This is a genomic window from Paraburkholderia strydomiana (genome assembly GCF_046030495.1).
In the GTDB taxonomy this organism is placed as follows: domain Bacteria; phylum Pseudomonadota; class Gammaproteobacteria; order Burkholderiales; family Burkholderiaceae; genus Paraburkholderia; species Paraburkholderia strydomiana_A.
The window spans coordinates 12500-29383 of the sequence record NZ_JAQQCJ010000031.1; the positions used below are offsets into that span (position 1 = coordinate 12500).

Genomic DNA, 16884 nt, shown 5'->3' on the forward strand with positions numbered 1-16884 from the left:
ACATACAACCTCACCAACGACACAACCCACCTCACCACGACAGCATGTCTTTTACTCCCTGGTCCTTATTCCACGGGGGCTGAGCGTGGAGTCAGGCACGTGTGCACAACCTACCTCACCGTCGCGCGGCTCGTCGATCTGGGGCACATCCAACCTCACCTTGATGCGAAAGGAGTCTCACCTTGCAGCACAATCGAGCCCACCTATCTGCACATCGCACCTCACCTTCGACACAACAGACCTCACCTTTTCGAGCTTAACTACTTGAATCGAATGAGGATCGAAATTCTCTGTTGGTTTGTTGGCTTGTTGAGGTTTTATAAAAAACAAACAAACCGCTGCCACAAATGAAGTTATTGCGATGCCTGGAGATGGTGAGGTTGATTGTGCTGCTGGCTGCTTGCGAGATGCTCAATACTGGGAGGGTGAGGTTGGTTGTGTTTGAAACCCGCACAGAACGACTGTCATGCATGGCGGTAGAGTGGATTCCTCCCTTTTTTGGATCGTCGACAGGGTGAGGTTGATTGTGCGCTGCGAAAAATAGTGTCCGCGGTGACGTCAACTTCTCACGAATGGCGTCGGCGGGCTCGATCAAGGTGAGGTTGATTGTGCTCGGGGTAAATTTGCTACCTCAGCCAAGGGAGAATGTGCACAACTGACCTCACCGTCTGCTGGTTTCTTGAGCAGAATTGATCGTCGAATTCCACGTTTGTATAGTGAAGGTGAGGTCATTTGTGCATATTCGCTTTTCTACGCACGGCGTGTACTGCAAGGATGCGCCTGAATTTGGCTTGAGATCGTCCGTTGGACCTTCATAAAGGACCGTAATTTCCATAGAATTCAAAAAATTGGACGTAAAAACAGCGATTTAAAGAGCTAACTTCAAGTATTTCCTGTATTCTGAGCTTTCTAGAATTTTATGGATAAACCTCAGAATGGTCAGAACGAGCCAACTCCCTGCCGTAGACCGAACGGTTCATTTTGAACAGATCAGCCAGTTTGCGGAAAAGGTCACGATTTTCACGAATGAACTTCGTGACACCATTCTGGCGCCGCGTCCGCGAAAGACGGCTCCAGTTTTTAAAACCGGGGAGATTGCCGAGATGTGCAACATCTCCCACTCCCAGGTTCAATATCTCGCCACGAAAGGCGATGGCGAGTTGCCGCCCGGCACTGCGGCCGGCACCGGCCGAACTCGCACCTTTACGTTGGAAGAAGCGCGCCTCTGGGTTCAGAAGGTGTCTGATATTTATCAGACTCCCCTCGTCACACGGTTAAAAGAACCGGACGGGAAAATCATCATCACCGCCCAGCTAAAGGGCGGGTCGGCCAAGACCACCACGACTATGTGTCTCGCGCAAGGGCTTTCGCTTCGAGGGCGTAAGGTACTGGTGGTTGACCTGGATCCGCAGGCCTCTCTTTCTGAACTCTGTGGACTCTACGCGGAAAAAGACGTGACGCCGGAAGATACGGTTCTGCCGTATGTCTATGATCAGGACATCGAAGGCGGCCTGGAGGCTCGAGTTCAGTCGACCTACTGGGACGGGATCGATGTCATTCCGGCGCACACGGAACTGATTGGCGCTGAATTTCATCTGCCGGCAATGCAGAAGATGCGGCCGGGATTCCGCTTCTGGACTGTCCTGCGGCAAGGTCTCGAACCGCTGCGGAAGAAGTACGACTACATTCTCATGGACACCTCCCCGTCGCTGTCGTATCTCAATCTGAATGCGCTGATGGCAGCAGACGCGATGGTGATGCCGATGGTGCCAGAGAATCTGGACTTCATCAGTTCGTTGTCGTTCTGGAGACTTTTCTCGGATGTCTCCAAAAGTTTTATCAAATACGAGAAGGACAAGAAATACGACTTTGTTTCGTTGATGCTGTCGCGCGTCGACTATGGGCGAAATTCGTCAGCACCCATCGTGCGCGCGTGGGCACAAAGCGCGTATGAGAATTGGCTGCATTCGATTGAGGTGCCGGCGAGCTCTGTCATGAGCACGGGAGCGCTGGCGTTCTCAACGGTCTTCGACATCAGCAGTACCCATAGTGCGTCCAAATCGCTGCAACGTGTACGGCAGCCGCTTGTCGACTACTGCCGATGGGTGGACGAAATCTATTCGGAAAAATGGAGGAACGCGCAATGAGCAATATGCGTGAACAATTGCTGGCCAAGACATCTGGCATCCGTAAAACCTCGTCGATCAACGAAGACGAAGTTAAGCGCAGCAACCGGACGCAAACGGCGCCCGGCCTCGCGGGAGCGTTGGCGGTTGCGCAACTTCGGGTACAGGAACTGGAGTCGACGGGCGTCGCGTCCCAATTGCCCGTAGCGGGAATTTTGCCGAACCCTTGGCAACCACGCCGGGTATTCAACGAGGCCAAGCTGACGGAACTTGCCGAGTCCATTCGCGAGGTTGGGCTCATGCAGCCGATCGTGGTTCGGCGCGTGGAAAACGACTATCAGATCGTGGCGGGGGAGCGTCGGTGGCGGGCGCACAAGATGTTGGGGAGCGAGACGATTAAGGCTGTCGTCGCGGATTGCTCCGATTCAGACATGGCCGTATTGGCGATGGTGGAGAACATCAGCCGCGATGATCTCGCTGATTACGAAATCGGCGTCGCGATTCGTCGGTCTGAGACGGAATTTCCCAATCGCAAGCGACTGGCCGAAGCCATGGGGTTATCGCGTGCTGGACTTTATCAGTTTCTTGCATTCGATAATTTGCCGGACTTCATCAAGAAGGATTTGGACATTCAGCCTCGCCTGCTTGGCGGAACTGCGGCTCAGGCAATTGCCGCAACGATCAAGAAGCATGGCGATGCCGGGGTGAACGCTGCCATGGAAATCTGGCCTCTCGTTTTGAAAGGCGAGATGGATCAGGGCAAAGCCGCTTCGGCGATTACCGCGTTGGCGACTCGCCGGACGACGTCGGAAGGAACTAGCGGGCGCAGCATTGACAAGTTCTTTGCTGGGAAGGAACACGCGGGCAGTATTACCAAAGACATCAGTAATTTCACCGTGAAAATCAAAACCGGCGTGATTACCGAGGCGCAAGAAATCCAGATTCGGGAACTGATCGGCCAGATGTTTCAGGCCCAACCCAAGGCTGGGTGATCGACGATTGCGTTGTGAAACGAAGCCCGCGAATCGCGGGCTTTTTTGTTTGAAGATGTTTTTATTTGCTGCGCGACGGGAGTGTCTAGAGTCTAGACACTCCCGTCGTCGGTTCGTATCGAAGCTGGCTGTATTGTCTTACGTATGTCCTGAGGCCGGCATCTAGCGCAGTCGATCAGAATTAGTCTCGAATCATAGCCGCCCCGGCTTGCCGTCATTCCGATCCATAAACTCTTATTGGAATCTGCTCGTTTCAGCAATAACCTGGTGATCGAGCCTGGAGGCCGTCCTTCGCGAGAGTCGGCGGCGGTGAAAAGTCATCGGGGCGCAAGCCGATTTTTGTCTCCGTGAAAGATGCCACAAGCGCGGTGTGATCGCACCATTACCAGCAGTTAATGGATGACATCAGACGTGCGTCACCGACACCCTGTGGCGTCCGTCATGGTATGTCTCAATGGCAACCACGCCTGCTTGCACTCGCTAGCCATTGCGCGTGTACCCGCACGCTAGGTGCGTTGCAATGACATATCCAACTGCCCATTAAAAAGCGTTGCTGGCCGATCCTCGCGATGCTGCTCCAGGAGCCTGGTCCGCTTTGGATGTGCCGACTGAGACGACTGATATCGTCGGTCGCTGCTGAGGCACAGCGTCTGCTAGCCGGGGGGCGAAAGTTCTGAGCTCCCTTGTCGCGCGGCGTCGTGCCACAAGCCTGGCTGTTTTATCGGGAGCCCAATCCGTCTCTCGCCGCAGTGATTCAAGGATGCATAGGGATGTCGCTTGCAGCACCTCCGCTTCACGTGAGTGAAGGCGAGCGCAAGAATGCAACGGGCGAAGTCGGGCCAAACGCTACACCCACGCGTGTACATCCATTCGCAATGACCTCATCGGATGCTCGGCAACCAGAACACAGATTTCCCGACAGATATCCGGAAAGATGAAGGCGTCTCTATCCTAATCGGACGTTGGCTGAATGGGGTTGGCATGGCAAGACTGATCTCATGACGATGGCGTCCACTAGCGTTCATCGAAGCGGTTCTCGACGTATCCTAATCTGAGAATCGCTCTCATACGCGCCCCTTCGGATCTCGAGGGCTCTTTCCGCGCATCGGTTGATGGTGGATCGATGTGTCGTGTGACCCGCCAGGGGTTCCCCACAAGCGCGATGATCGGGCCGAAGTCAGCCTTGAAGTCCGTCTGACCACCTGGAGAACGCCCTACTGGTGCGAGCGCTCTCGCGGACCTTGCCACATCTATGCCGAACAAAACTTGGCCGACAACGGAGCCGGCCGTCTGGCCTCGAAGAGCGCATTAACGTACCTGGTGCACCCTTTACTTTGGCCGTGCGTCAATTGATGATGCAGCGTACGTCGTTCGACAGATCAGCTTGAGGTCTTGATGGATACCCACGCGCCGCGATCTCATGAGACCAAAGCGAAAAAGTTGTCGTCCCGGGGCAGCAAATTAGTCGCGGTTCGTCTCCATGGAGCAGCTACCGTATCCATCGGTACGCGACTAGATTTCGATTTGATCGCGATCAGGCGGAGGCTGGCCGGCTAGAGATCGAGCGAACCGTACTTGAACGCACAATGTCCCGGGGCGGCGCACCCGTCGATGTATGACCGACAGCGCATATCATCGTCACGCAAATAAAGCTTGATGGAGCCAAATCGCGACACCGAGGTGTGGACGAAATACCGCAAACTGCGGGTGCGCTAAAGGCAAAGATGCAACGCTACTGAATAGCGTCGGAGTCAGATCGTAGATAGCTGTCACAGCGGGGCGGGGCGCCCGGCTGATTGGCCAGCAGTCGCAAACTATCCGGATACACTTCGGTCGAGGCATCTGGGTTGGCATCTCAGTAAATAGCCGGCCCTCGCGAGGCTTACAACAACGGGCAAACGGTTTCAGGCCGCTGCGTAGCGCATAATGCCCACCTCGGTGGGGCATTGGCGCTCACTTAGCCTTCAGCGTTCACTGAGATTCGGCTTGACGCCAATTAATGGGGTCATAACATCGGTTCCATGCGACCTACGGAGGACTTTACTGCAGTTGGAAGACCCGTATCGATGCCGTTACTGCAACTGGCACGTCATTTAGTATCCGCTACATGCAATTCTCCGTGAAACATCCTAAAATAGAAAACAGATCGAATAACTCACTGTTTAATATATAGTTTCGATCAATTCTCCCGATATGTTCCACGCGCAAAGAGATCCTACGCGTGCAATCGCACTGAAAATCGCCTACTTCGATTCTTTCTCCGGAACACCCATCAAATTTACATAGTTTGTAGTATTTGCTACGTGATATGTAATGGCGCTGTGCAGGGCAGTTATTTTTTGTTTTGTCATCGGAGTCTTGGGCCTTTCGCGCCCCTGCAGCTACTTCAATTGCAACTACCGGGACGCCCGAAAAACAGCACGCCGGCCGTTCAGCGTGCAGGCCCTCGTGCCACGCTTCCCGAAAAGGACGAGCCTTCGCTCGATACGTGTAGCTAAAAACTTTCACGGAATTCGCCGCCTTTGCACGTCACAAAATATCTACTGCGGGAGGCACCGATAACACGCCTGCTAGCGACGCCGCGAAGAACACGATCCGCAGAGGGCCTACGGAAAGCGCCCACATTTGATCTCGTAGGCAAATACACTTACCGCCCATCCGCTTGATTTCTACGCTTTCTGTGGACGCTACATCAAGCGAACACATAGCGATCGCTGAACGCTTCCCCGATCCAGCGCCTCATCTACATCCAGAGCGGGTGTCAGATCTTCGCTGCGCGGCGCTCGGCGAGATTGGTGCGTGAGTGAAAGAGGCGCGCTGAAGCATCATGCATGCGGCGACAGGGCAGCACGGTCTGCGGTGATGCCATTCTTGAGGCCCCTCGGCGTAATTACCGACACGCCGCTCGCGTGTGCAGCTGAATGTTAATGGTGGATTCGTTCACCCCCCAGCTTGCTCGACAGCGATACGCTGAGTGCCCTTGATAACGGCCTTCGGCCGAAGCAATAATTGAAGGTCGCTGACATGTGCCTCTGCGATGTCAGCTGGCACGACCGCAGTAACTCGCGCTTGGCGCCGCGTCGTGGACGGGATGGCGCGATGCCGGCGTGAAGCACCGACCAGGGCCATCCGATAGCCTCATCGAAAGATCAGGGTTGTGCCGCAGCCTTGTCACAAAGGAATCCTGAATAAAGTAATTTTTTGAACTCTATCTGAGAGCCCACCCGGTCCCGCCAGATCGTGTTTCGCAGAGTCAACATCTGCCGACCGCCCCGTTTGCAAACTCTATACAACGTCGGGAACAAGATTTCCTGCGGCACGTCCTGGTCGCCTCGGCAATTCGACAATGGAACTAGCCTCGCCATCAATGAAAGCCGATTTGCCGCATGGATCGTTCACCCTCTCGCCGAAGATAATGGGCTGAAGACCGCTATCCATTTAGAGGCGACGTATCCGTAACGCGGTGTGGATGGGAACGTCAATGTCGCCGTGTATAGGCATTCCGGCATCAAAACGGCGACGCAGAAACTTTGCGCATTTGCTACCGCTGCTATGCCTGAGCCGCGCTCCGGTCGGAGTCGGCATCTTTCGCCGCCAGGCGGAAATCCTCGCCGCGTAATGATCCTGATCGTCGAGGCCAGCCCGCCCAATTTCGCCCCGCTTGTGCTCGACGGACGAGGCCGGACGCCCAATTCAAGGAGACCTCCGAAACAGACGAAGCGTTGATGACGCTGAGAAAGAGCCTGCGGGTCCCGTTCTATCTGACATTAATATGTCGCTCACGAATGGCGACGAGCTGCCCGGAACACGTGGCGCTTACAGTCGACACGCGCCTGAGCGCTACGAGCCACGAAGTCCTCGCGCGATGAGCCCGGGCATGACATCAGGGCAGCGCGCTTTCCCGACGCGTCCCAGCAATGTATCGATGCGTTCGTCAAGCGGCCCGCCCTCGAGCATCAGTCTCTCTCTGCTGCCCTGAGCAGCGGCAGTTTTTTGCACGCACAAAATATGATGTGGAAAACAACGAGCCCGCGAGAATTCAACTCCGCGTGACGACACCGTCTTAGTGACCATGCGCGAATTCACAAGCGCGAAAGCACCCAACCCAAACCACACAACCCAAACCGCCCAACCGAAAGCACACAACGCAAGCGGCGTCCCGCCGCCGTGCATGGCGCAACAAGCCACCAAACCAGACTCCCACGCGTCCCCGTCCACTATTGAATAGCCACTCCCCGCTCACAGCCCACGAAGAACCCGGACTCCCCACCTCTCGCCGCCTCCGCAATATCCTCATGCAGAATCCGCCGGATTTCAAAAATGGCTTCGGGCGTTTCCTGAACGCTGTGCCCGGAGACGATCACCTTCTCAGAGACCGCGCCCGCCAGATGCGCACTGCGATAAGGCACGACGCCGTCGTTGGAATCCTCCAGCGGACCCGTCGCCCGGCGTCTCGCGATAATTGAATGGAAGCAAACGTCCGGGCTGATCGGCAGTTTCGCAGTCGCGCGGATGAGCGGATCGGTTTCGCGCAATTGTTCGATACTGTTCGGAACGTGGAAGGTCTGCCCCTCGAGCTGTCCTCCGTCGTTGTTCGTGGCCGTCAGCATCACGTCTTCGAATTCGTGCAGAAGGGCGAGCGGCAAGCGCACCAGGTTCGACGCCCATCGAGCAATGCGATTGCTGGCGAACGGCGTGCCCCGGTGCGGCGCCGCGATGAAAATCGCCCTCTCGACTTGCGGCATCGGCGTGAAGCGCAGCAAGCGATCAAGCCGCTCGTCCTCGCGGTCGAGCTCGGCGCCCTCGGGCACATACTTGTCTTCGAAGGTGGTCCATAGTTCTTCGTCGGAGGTCGAGACGAGCAGCCTCGCCAGAACGCCGCCCATGCTATGTCCGATCAGCACCATCCCCTGAGAAGCCGGCAACGTGCCGGCTGGGTCGAAATGTTCGAGCGTGAGTCGTGCCGCTCTGCGAATTCGCGCGAGGCTGACGAGAATGGGGACATTGGTCGGGTAGTAGACCTGCCACACCTGAAAGTGTTGGCGGAGTATTTCATCACCCTGAATGTCGTTGGCGACATTGACCCACGCTTCGGGACTGCTGGCTAATCCGTGCAGCATCAGAACGATGCGCCGCTCCGGATCGAACGGCTGCATCAGGTAGATACGGGGACTATCTATGCCACGCGCCCGGCCAAACAGCGTGCGCAAGGATTGTCCGGCAAAGCCCGAACGCGCGAGCCAGATGCCGTAACCCGCGCTGAAATTGGCCGCCAACGGCACGGTCTGGTCGTGCCGTACCACGCTTTTCTCGCGATACGGATCGTAGACGGTCAAGACCACATCGTGTGCGTCGCGCAGCTGTTCGAGATTCTCGGCGCTGAAGCTCAGAAGCACGGTGACATTCGGTGACGGCATTTCGCTAAACGGACGGGACGGCAGCGTCGACCAGTTCGACGGGCGTGGCGCGCTGTCTGCGCTGGCATCCGAGGCGGGCGAAGCGTTCTCCTCCGGCGCGGGGATGTTCATGACCGCGACAAGTTCGGCGCCCAGACCGTCGCGGCGATAGATGCTGCGCAGCCCCGCGAACGAGAGTCTGGACGCCGGGATCACCTCGCGCAGTTCGCGCACGCCTTCGGGCAGCCGTACCCGGCTCAGGTCGATATGGATGGTCCAGCCCGCGATGACCTGCGTTGAGGAATCGCCCCTGCCCGAATCCGTTTCGAGCGCGCCGCGCCGGAATAGCGCGCCGGCCAGTTCCTGGAGCGCGTAGTTGTAATAGTCGCGAACCTGCGTTTGACGGTCCTCGAAGGCTCGTTCACCGGGTGTGCGCTGACCGAGGAAGAGAAATGCGTAGGCATAACGAGCTGTTCTTAGCCACAGGTCGAATTGCGCGTCACTCCACGCCCTGTTGTTGTCAGGCGGCGTTTGGGCAATCGCCATCTCCAGGGAAAGCTCGGCCAGACTCGCGAGACGGCGATCGACGTTGATTCCTGGAACGGTCGTGATCGAATCGATGCACTCCTGCGGCGCGTGTTGGCAACGGGCCTCGTCGAGCGCGGCGACGCGCAGGGTGTCACGCGTCGCCGCGCTGAGTCGGCCGGTTGAAAGAATATCGCCGCGCCGCATGGCGATGTATTGCTGTGGGCCGAGCGAACTGACCCGAACCATTGCGCAGCCGGACAGGAGGACGATGACTAGCAGGCTGAACGTAAAGCAACGCGACATCCATCGTGAGGGCGGATGCGTCATTGCGCGTTCGCCCTTGCGAGGCGTCGCGCATTCTTCGGATTGCCGGCGCCTTTATTCGAGTGAACGATCAGGTATGCCGATCGGCAGGCGGGTGGTGGGAACCGCGCTCGTAATCCGGCAGGAGGCTGTCTGCTCAGGTACTGGCCCGAGAGGAGGCGCGATGACAACGTCGACAGGTCAACGTCTGCATACCCGAGGACTAAACAATTCGGCCCACATCTGCGTGGTGACGCGCAGTCAGTAGTCTTGCTGTGGACCGTTGCCATGGCTGCATCACCGACAGGACTTGCCAATCTTTCAGGCCGTGGTGTGCTTGGCCAGTGAAACCGGCAAAATGATGGAGGCTCTATCAGCTATAAGCCGCTGTTTTATGCGCGGGACCGATAAGATCTTACGCATATTATTCATTGCAGAGTACTGTACGCTTGGCAAATAGCTTGCGCAAGAAGCGACAGTCAGCGGTTGCTTACCAACGCCTGCCATAGATAAACATAAGAACAAGGCAGGCCGGATGCCTATTCGACGTTCGCTTCTTCTTCGGATATCGAAGCCTTGGTGCTCACGTTGTCCCGCGTGCGTGGCTGATGTGCACAACGTGTCCCGGCTGAACGCACCGCACGCGCTTGTTAATCTGCATGATTGGCATAGAAAAAGTAGGTGTGCTCATCTTTGCGATTTAACAATCGCCGAGCCTGTCCGCAGTCACACGTGCTCATCCGCGATGTCGATCTCGAACCAATTGACGCCGCCAGCTTTGATCAGCCATCATGCGCTAAAGGCCGCGGCACTTCGTGATTCAACGTAGTGGTCTAAGCATGCGTTCGACAATCAGGTACTTTGGCCGCAGACGGTGACATACTCATGACACCCCATTCACGGATGGCGGAAATGTGAGCACCTGCTTTTCCGAGTAGCAATACCTGATGTGCGTTTTACCGCTGAAAAAAGCAAAAACAATCTGGCTAAGTGTTTTGAACATCAAGTTTTGTTTCGACCTCGACAGTGCAGCGGCAGGGAAATTCTTGACAAGGATTTGTTTGGGAACTTAAATACTTTTCAGGCAGCCTCGTCCCAATGAACCGGCGTCTCTTGCTATGACAACCGATATGCAAAAGCTTTCGTTGTTGAACCTAGCCGGCATGGTTGTGCGTTCCATACTGAAGATGGGGCAGCGTTGTCTTCCGCGATCTTTCGTCAGAGTTGCGAAGTCGTACGACGCATCAACAAGAGTATCGACATATCAGTTGTCTCCCAGAGCGAATGGGTAACTCCGCGTTTGCCGTGATCGGAGCGTTGCCGGCCACTTTTCTTGTGGCGACAGGCAGGAAACTTTGAACCCGAGGAACGGACATGAACAATATAAAGCAGGGTGGAGCAAGCCTCGATAGTCCGAATACGACGCATAGACATAGCTGTTGTAGAGGACTGGGCCGAAGTCATGGCGATCGTCGGTACAGACCCGGAGCGAGGACGCGGTAGCGGCCATTGCATGGCCTGTCGGATCGTGCGCGGCGCGTTGGACCAGTCGCGCTCACGAGCATCGACGGGCGCGAAGGCGCCAGTCACTCCTTTACCTCGCACCGCCTGTCCGAATCGTAGGGCCTGACCTCGGCGCCGGTAGGGCGCCACTGTCCGCACGGACGAGGTTTTCGGCGAGGCGTCGATCGAACCAGTGCTGCAGGTGGCAAGTGTTTTCATATCGCGCGCGCATGCGACATTGAATCAACCATACCGAGAGGCCTGAATGTCCGCTCACGAAAGCCACCCTGCAGTCGGGTCCTGCGAGCTGCACGGAGTCAAGCGGCCGGCGTACCGGTCGCGGATAGTCATCGTTCTGGCATTCGGACTACTGAGTGCATGTGGGCGGCAGCAGGAGGCCGCGACCGACACCGGGCCGCGCATGGTGCAGCTGGTGCCTGTGGCGCAGGAAGGGTCGAACGAACTTCGCGAGTTCACCGGCCGCGTCGAGCAGACCAGCATTTCGCCGCTTGCCTTCGAGGTGTCCGGGCGTGTCGTCCAGATTGCCGTGCTCGACGGCGCACGCGTGCGCAAGGGGCAACTGATCGCGAGAATCGATCCCGAGCCCTTTCAACTGGTGGCGCGCCGCGCCGACGCACAGTACGCCCAGCTTGCCGACGACCTCAAACGCAAGTCAGTGCTGCACGACGAAAACATTTTGTCGGGAGGCGCGTTCGAGCAGTTGAAGACCACGCTGGAAGTCGCCAGAGTACAGCGCGATCTTGCGCACAGGGACCTGCGCAATACCAGTCTCATCGCACCGTTCGACGGCCGGATCGCGCGCCGTACCATCGAAACCCAGCAGATGGTGCAGGCCGGCGCGCCGGTGTTCAATCTGGAGAACGCGGAGCGCATCGAGATCGGCGTGGAGTTGCCGCAAAGCATCGCAGAAAGTTTGCCGCTCAACAGCGGTCTGCGCGCCGAGGCGTGGACGCCGGATCGTCCGGACAACGTCTTGCAGCTGGTCTATCGCGAACATGCGACGCAGAGTTCGGTCGCCGCGAGTTCGTACCGGCTGCTGTTCAGCGTCAAACAGGCGAAGAATCTGACGCTGCTGCCGGGCATGGCGGTGCGCGTGCGCATCGGCATGAACCAGACACAGGCCGCGAACCTCGCGCTCTCCGTGCCGATCGCCGCGCTTGCCGTTACACAGGATGGCAAGCACAGGGTATGGCGCTATGACACCGGGTCGAGCAAGGTGCATGCGGTGCCGGTCGATGTACGCGAGATCCGCAATAACGTGGCTATCGTAGCGGGCGATCTGCATGCGGGAGATAAGGTCGTCGGGGGCGGCTCGCAGTTCGTTGCCGAGGGGCAGGCAGTGCGGCCACTGGATGTGAATCAATGAACCTCGCGCGCCCCCTTATCGAAAAGCCGTTGATCGCATGGGTCATCACGCTCGTCTCGCTGTTCGGTGGACTCTTTGCGTACATCAACATCGGGCGGCTGGAAGATCCGAAATTCACCATCAAGACCGCGGTCGTCGTCACGCTGTATCCCGGCGCCAGCGCGAAGGAGGTGGAGAACGAGGTGACCGACCGGCTTGAAAGCTCGATCCAGCAGATGGAGCAGGTCGACTTTCTGCGCTCGCGGTCGATGCCCGGTTATTCGGAAGTCCGCGTCCAGATCCGCGACAGGTATACCTCCGCCGATCTGCCTCAGGTGTGGGACGAGTTGCGCCGCCAGGTGAGCGACGTCCAGCCGAGACTGCCGCCCGGCGCGGGCCCGACGGTCGTCTTCGACAGGTTCGGCGATGTCTACGGGATGTTCTACGCGATCACGGGCAAGGGCTACTCCCAGGCGCAGCTCTATGAATACGCCCGCGAGTTGCGCAAGCAATTGCTGACCTTGCCGGATGTCGCCGATATCGTGATCGCGGGCAACCAGCAGGAGCAGGTCACCGTCGAGGCCGACCAGGCCAAACTGGCGGCCAACAATCTCTCGACCGACGATCTCGCGCAGACGCTCGCGCTGCAAAACGAAATCCGCTCAGCGGGCCGTGAGCGGGTAGGGGATCTGCTGATGCGGATCGCGCCCACGGGCACGCTGGATTCGCTTGATGCAGTTCGCGCGCTGCCGGTGGGCACGACCGCCGGGCCGGTTCTGCTCGGCGATCTTGGCACCGTGACCTACGGCTACGCAAAGATTCCGAACGCGTTGATCCGTTATAACGGCGAACCCGCGATCACGATCGGCATCAGCGCGCGCGCCCGGGTGAACGTCGTGAACGTCGGTGCGGAAGTGAAGGCGAAGATGCAGGAGCTGGAGCGCAGCCGGCCGCTCGGGATGGAACTGCATGTGCTTTACGATCAGCCAGAAGCCGTCGACGGCGCGGTCAAGGGCTTCGTGTTCGACGTGATGCTGGCGGTGGCGATCGTCGGCGTGGCGTTGGGCATCGGCCTCGGTTGGCGGGCGGGCGTGGTGCTCGGCGTCGAGTTGTTCCTGACGATTCTCGGCACACTGTTCGTGATGTACGCGGCGGGTATCGAGTTGCAGCGCATTTCGTTAGGCGCGCTGATCATCGTCATGGGGATGCTCACCGACAACACGATCGTGGTGTGCGAGGGCATGCTCGTGCGCGTGCAGAAGGGCATGTCGCACATCGACGCGGCCAACGAAGTGCTGCAGCAGGGCCAGTGGATTCTGCTGGCTTCGACCATCGTGGGGATTCTCGCGTTCTCGGGCATCGGTCTTTCGCCGGACGCTGTCGGCGAGTTCTGCGCGTCGCTGTTTGCGGTGGCTGCCATCTCACTGCTATTTAGCTGGGTTGTCGCGATCGGACTGACGCCGCTCTTCGGCTTCTATCTGTTCAAAGCCGACGAGGGCGACCAGCCCAATCCGTTCGATTCGCGGTTGTATCGCCAATACCGGGGCCTGTTAGGCTGGGTGGCGGCCCGCCGGGTGCCGGTGATCGTTTCTCTGGCGGTGCTGACCGGCCTGTGCATGTGGGGATTTCGTTTCGTTGAGCAAAGCTTCTTTCCGAACTCGACGACGCCGATCTTCTATGTCGACATGCGTTTGCCGCTCGGCTCCGATATTCGTGCGGTTGCTGAAAAGACCCGTGGCGCGGAGAAGTTCCTGCTCGCGCAAAATGGCGTGGCGAATGTGGGCACGTATATCGGCGGCGGAGCGACGCGCTTTTTCCTCGTCTACGATCCGGAAACCCGCGACCCGCGATACGCGCAGTTCATCGTCACGGTCAAGGATCAGCGCGATATCGACGGGATGATCCCGCCGATTACGGCGGAACTCGAGAAGCGCTTCCCCGACGCGAGCTGGACAGTGATCCGGCCGAGCTTCGGGCCGGGTGGCGGCACCCCGATCCAGGCGCGCTTCATGGGTCCGGACCCAGGCGTGCTGCGCACGTTGAGCCATCAGGCGCAGGCGATCCTGCATAAAGACGGCGGCATGGTCTCGATCCGCGACGACTGGGAAAACCCGGTCAACGTGGTGCGGCCGATATTCGATGACTCGCGCGCCCGCTCCGCCGGTGTGACTCGACGCCAGGTGAACGACGTGCTCGCGTATGCCACCGAAGGCATCACCACCGGCATCTTCCGCGAACACGACCAGTTGTTGCCGATCGTCCTGCGCGCGCCGGAGAGCGAACAGGGCATGGAGCGCCTGCTCACGATGCAGGTCTTCAGCGCGGGACAGCGGCGCTATCTGCCACTGGGCGACGTGCTGGACGGCGTCTCGCCGCAAACGGAAGAGAGCATCGTTTCGCGTAACGACCGGATTCGCACGCTGACCGTGTCGGCCGGCGTCACGTACGGCAGCAACAGCGTGGCGGCGTTCGAGCGCGTGCGGCATTCGATCGAGTCGATTCCGTTGCCGCCCGGTTATACCTTCGAATGGGGCGGCGAACACGAGTCGTCGACGATCGCCCAGGAGAGTCTGTTCCGTCAGTTGCCGATGGGTTTCCTCGGGATGATTCTGCTCGTGCTGTTCATGTTCGGCCGACTCAAGCCCGCGCTCGTGGTGCTGCTGGTGGTGCCGATGTCGATCTGCGGCGTGACGATCGGCCTGCTGCTGTTCCGTGGCGCGTTCGGTTTCATGGCGCTGCTCGGGCTGCTTAGCCTCATCGGCATGATGATCAAGAACGGGGTGGTGCTGGTCGAGGAGATCGATGGTCAGATATCCGCAGGCGTGCCGCGCATGCAGGCGGTGATCTTCGGCTCGATGAGCCGTCTGCGGCCGGTGGCGCTGGCCGCGGGCACGACGATCCTCGGCATGGTGCCGCTGCTATGGGACCCCTTCTTCAAGGACATGGCGATCACGATGATGGCGGGGCTGGCGTTCGCAACGGTCCTGACGATGGTCGCAGTGCCCGCGATCTATGTGCTGCTCTTCTCGATCAAAGGTACGGAGTGGGAAGAAGGCCAGCAACCCGGGGATCAACATGGAAAGACCTGATAACCGGAACCGCGCGATGTCGCCGCTCGCGTTACTCGTTGCGCGGCGTTTGCCGCTGGCTTCGCTCGTCGTGGCGATCGCCTCGGGCTGCACGGGGACGCTGAAACTCGACTCGCCGAAGACGCTTCCGCAGCACTTCAACGAAGCGTCGCCGGCGCTCGCCGACGCGCACGTCGCGCCCGACGACGCGCAGCTCGCGACATGGTGGACGCAGTTCAACGACCCGGCGCTGACCCAGTTGATCGAGACGGCGATTGCGCACAACTACGACATTTCGATCGCGGCCGCGCGCGTCGATCAGGCGCGTGCAGGCGTGCGCCTCGCGCGCTCGCAACTGCTGCCGTCGGTGGGCGTGGGCACCGAGGCTGCGAGTTACCACGGTTCGGAAACCTCGCTGGAGTTTCAGGAGTTTCTCGGGATTAACGATCTCGACGCGTCCTTCTGGCGCGTCGGCCTTCAGACCCAATGGGAGATCGACGTATTCGGCCGCGGACGCGCGCGTCTTGCCGCGGCGCGTGCGTCGACGCTCGCCGCGGCGGGCGATGCCGAGGCGGTGCGCCTGAGCGTCATCGGCGGGGTCGCCGATCTGTATATGACTTACCGTGGCTTGTTGCAGCAGCGCGAGTTGCTCGCGCAAAGCCATCAGATCGCCGCGGATTTCGTTGGGATTGCAGAGAAAAGCTTCACGGCGGGCGTCGGGTTGAGCACGAATATCGACGTGGCTCGCGCCGGGCTCGCGCAGGTCGAGGCGCGACAACAGGATGTCGAGACGGCCATCGCCGCTTCGCAACTGGCGCTCGAGAATCTGTGCGCGGTCCAGCCGGGCGAACTCACCGCCACGCTGAGTACTGTCAGCGGTTTGCCGAAGCCACTGCCGGAGATCACGCCGGGGCAACCCGTCGATCTGTTGATGCGACGCCCCGATCTGATCGCTGCGCGTGACCGCCTGTTCGCAAGCGTGAAGCAGTCAGACGCCGCACGCCTGAACTACTGGCCGACGTTCTCACTGAGCGCGCTGCTTGCACGCAACGGTTGGAACATTGCGGGTCAGGCTCTCGGGCCCAGCACGTTCTGGTTGTTCGGCGCAGCCGCGGCCTTGCCGTTGATCGATTTCGGTGCGCGTGAATCGCTGGTGGAGTCGTCGGATGCGCAGGCACAACAGGCGTTTCACGCGTATGAAAAAGCCGCATCGGGTGCGCTGTTCGATGTCGAGCAGGCGCTGTCGAGATTGAAGCGGCAGGAACAATTGCAGCTCGCGCGCAATGAAGAAGTCAAGCAACGCACCGAGGTGCTCAGGAAGACGACGCGCCAGTTCACGATCGGCGATATTGGCGTGATGGATGTCGATCAGGCTCGTCTCGCGCTGCTCGAAAGCCAGGCGACGCTAGTGCGGGAAAGGGTCGGGCAGTTGCAGGCTCAGGTCGCGTTGTTCCGCGCGATGGGGGGCGGATGGCAACCGGCGGGTTCCGCGATCAGCGTGTCGCCGCCGTACCCGGCACCATCGGCGAGTCAGTAGTTAGGGCGATGTACCGGAACGACCTCACAGGTCGCCAGGCATGACGATTCAAGTGAAAACGCCGT

General features: G+C 59.0%; 6 protein-coding genes. 5 read left to right on the forward strand and 1 reads right to left on the reverse strand.

The genetic code is table 11. The features are described 5' to 3' along the window. Nucleotides 1-935: 935 nt before the first annotated feature. Together PQQ53_RS30045 and PQQ53_RS30050 are read left to right on the forward strand one after the other, a co-directional pair. Nucleotides 936-2147 carry a ParA family protein gene (locus PQQ53_RS30045; RefSeq protein ID WP_408147910.1) on the forward strand — a complete coding sequence of 404 codons (1212 nt, stop codon included), beginning with the start codon at nt 936-938 and terminating at the stop codon, nt 2145-2147. Continuing rightward, a complete protein-coding gene (locus PQQ53_RS30050; protein ID WP_408147912.1) occupies nt 2144-3118 on the forward strand; it encodes a ParB/RepB/Spo0J family partition protein in 975 nt (324 codons plus the stop codon). Before PQQ53_RS30045 ends, PQQ53_RS30050 begins: the two co-directional genes overlap by 4 nt. A 4217-nt stretch (nt 3119-7335) precedes the next feature. On the opposite strand, the gene PQQ53_RS30055 is transcribed toward PQQ53_RS30050, so the two are convergent. After that, nucleotides 7336-9369, reverse strand: a complete 2034-nt coding sequence (locus PQQ53_RS30055; RefSeq protein WP_408328232.1) for an esterase/lipase family protein — start codon at nt 9367-9369, stop codon at nt 7336-7338. A 1744-nt stretch (nt 9370-11113) separates the two neighbouring features. On the opposite strand from PQQ53_RS30055, the gene PQQ53_RS30060 reads away from it, so the two are divergent. Genes PQQ53_RS30060 through PQQ53_RS30070 form a run of 3 tightly spaced genes read left to right on the forward strand, consistent with a single transcriptional unit; the run spans nt 11114 to nt 16819 of the window. Beyond that, entirely contained in the window at nt 11114-12235 is a 1122-nt protein-coding gene (locus tag PQQ53_RS30060; protein WP_408156434.1) for an efflux RND transporter periplasmic adaptor subunit, read from the forward strand. After that, a complete protein-coding gene (locus PQQ53_RS30065) occupies nt 12232-15303 on the forward strand; it encodes an efflux RND transporter permease subunit (protein ID WP_408156436.1) in 3072 nt (1023 codons plus the stop codon). Before PQQ53_RS30060 ends, PQQ53_RS30065 begins: the two co-directional genes overlap by 4 nt. Beyond that, nucleotides 15290-16819: an efflux transporter outer membrane subunit gene (locus tag PQQ53_RS30070; protein ID WP_408147920.1), complete on the forward strand. Its 1530-nt coding sequence runs from the start codon at nt 15290-15292 to the stop codon at nt 16817-16819. Before PQQ53_RS30065 ends, PQQ53_RS30070 begins: the two co-directional genes overlap by 14 nt. Nucleotides 16820-16884: the final 65 nt, after the last annotated feature.

What these genes read in the sequence shown, in the direction of transcription:
- PQQ53_RS30050 (WP_408147912.1), top strand. Translation starts at nt 2,144, where the DNA reads ATGAGCAATATGCGTGAACAATTGCTGGCCAAGACATCTGGCATCCGT.
- PQQ53_RS30055 (WP_408328232.1), bottom strand. Translation starts at nt 9,369, where the DNA reads ATGACGCATCCGCCCTCACGATGGATGTCGCGTTGCTTTACGTTCAGC.
- PQQ53_RS30065 (WP_408156436.1), top strand. Translation starts at nt 12,232, where the DNA reads ATGAACCTCGCGCGCCCCCTTATCGAAAAGCCGTTGATCGCATGGGTC.
- PQQ53_RS30045 (WP_408147910.1), top strand. Translation starts at nt 936, where the DNA reads ATGGTCAGAACGAGCCAACTCCCTGCCGTAGACCGAACGGTTCATTTT.
- PQQ53_RS30070 (WP_408147920.1), top strand. Translation starts at nt 15,290, where the DNA reads ATGGAAAGACCTGATAACCGGAACCGCGCGATGTCGCCGCTCGCGTTA.
- PQQ53_RS30060 (WP_408156434.1), top strand. Translation starts at nt 11,114, where the DNA reads ATGTCCGCTCACGAAAGCCACCCTGCAGTCGGGTCCTGCGAGCTGCAC.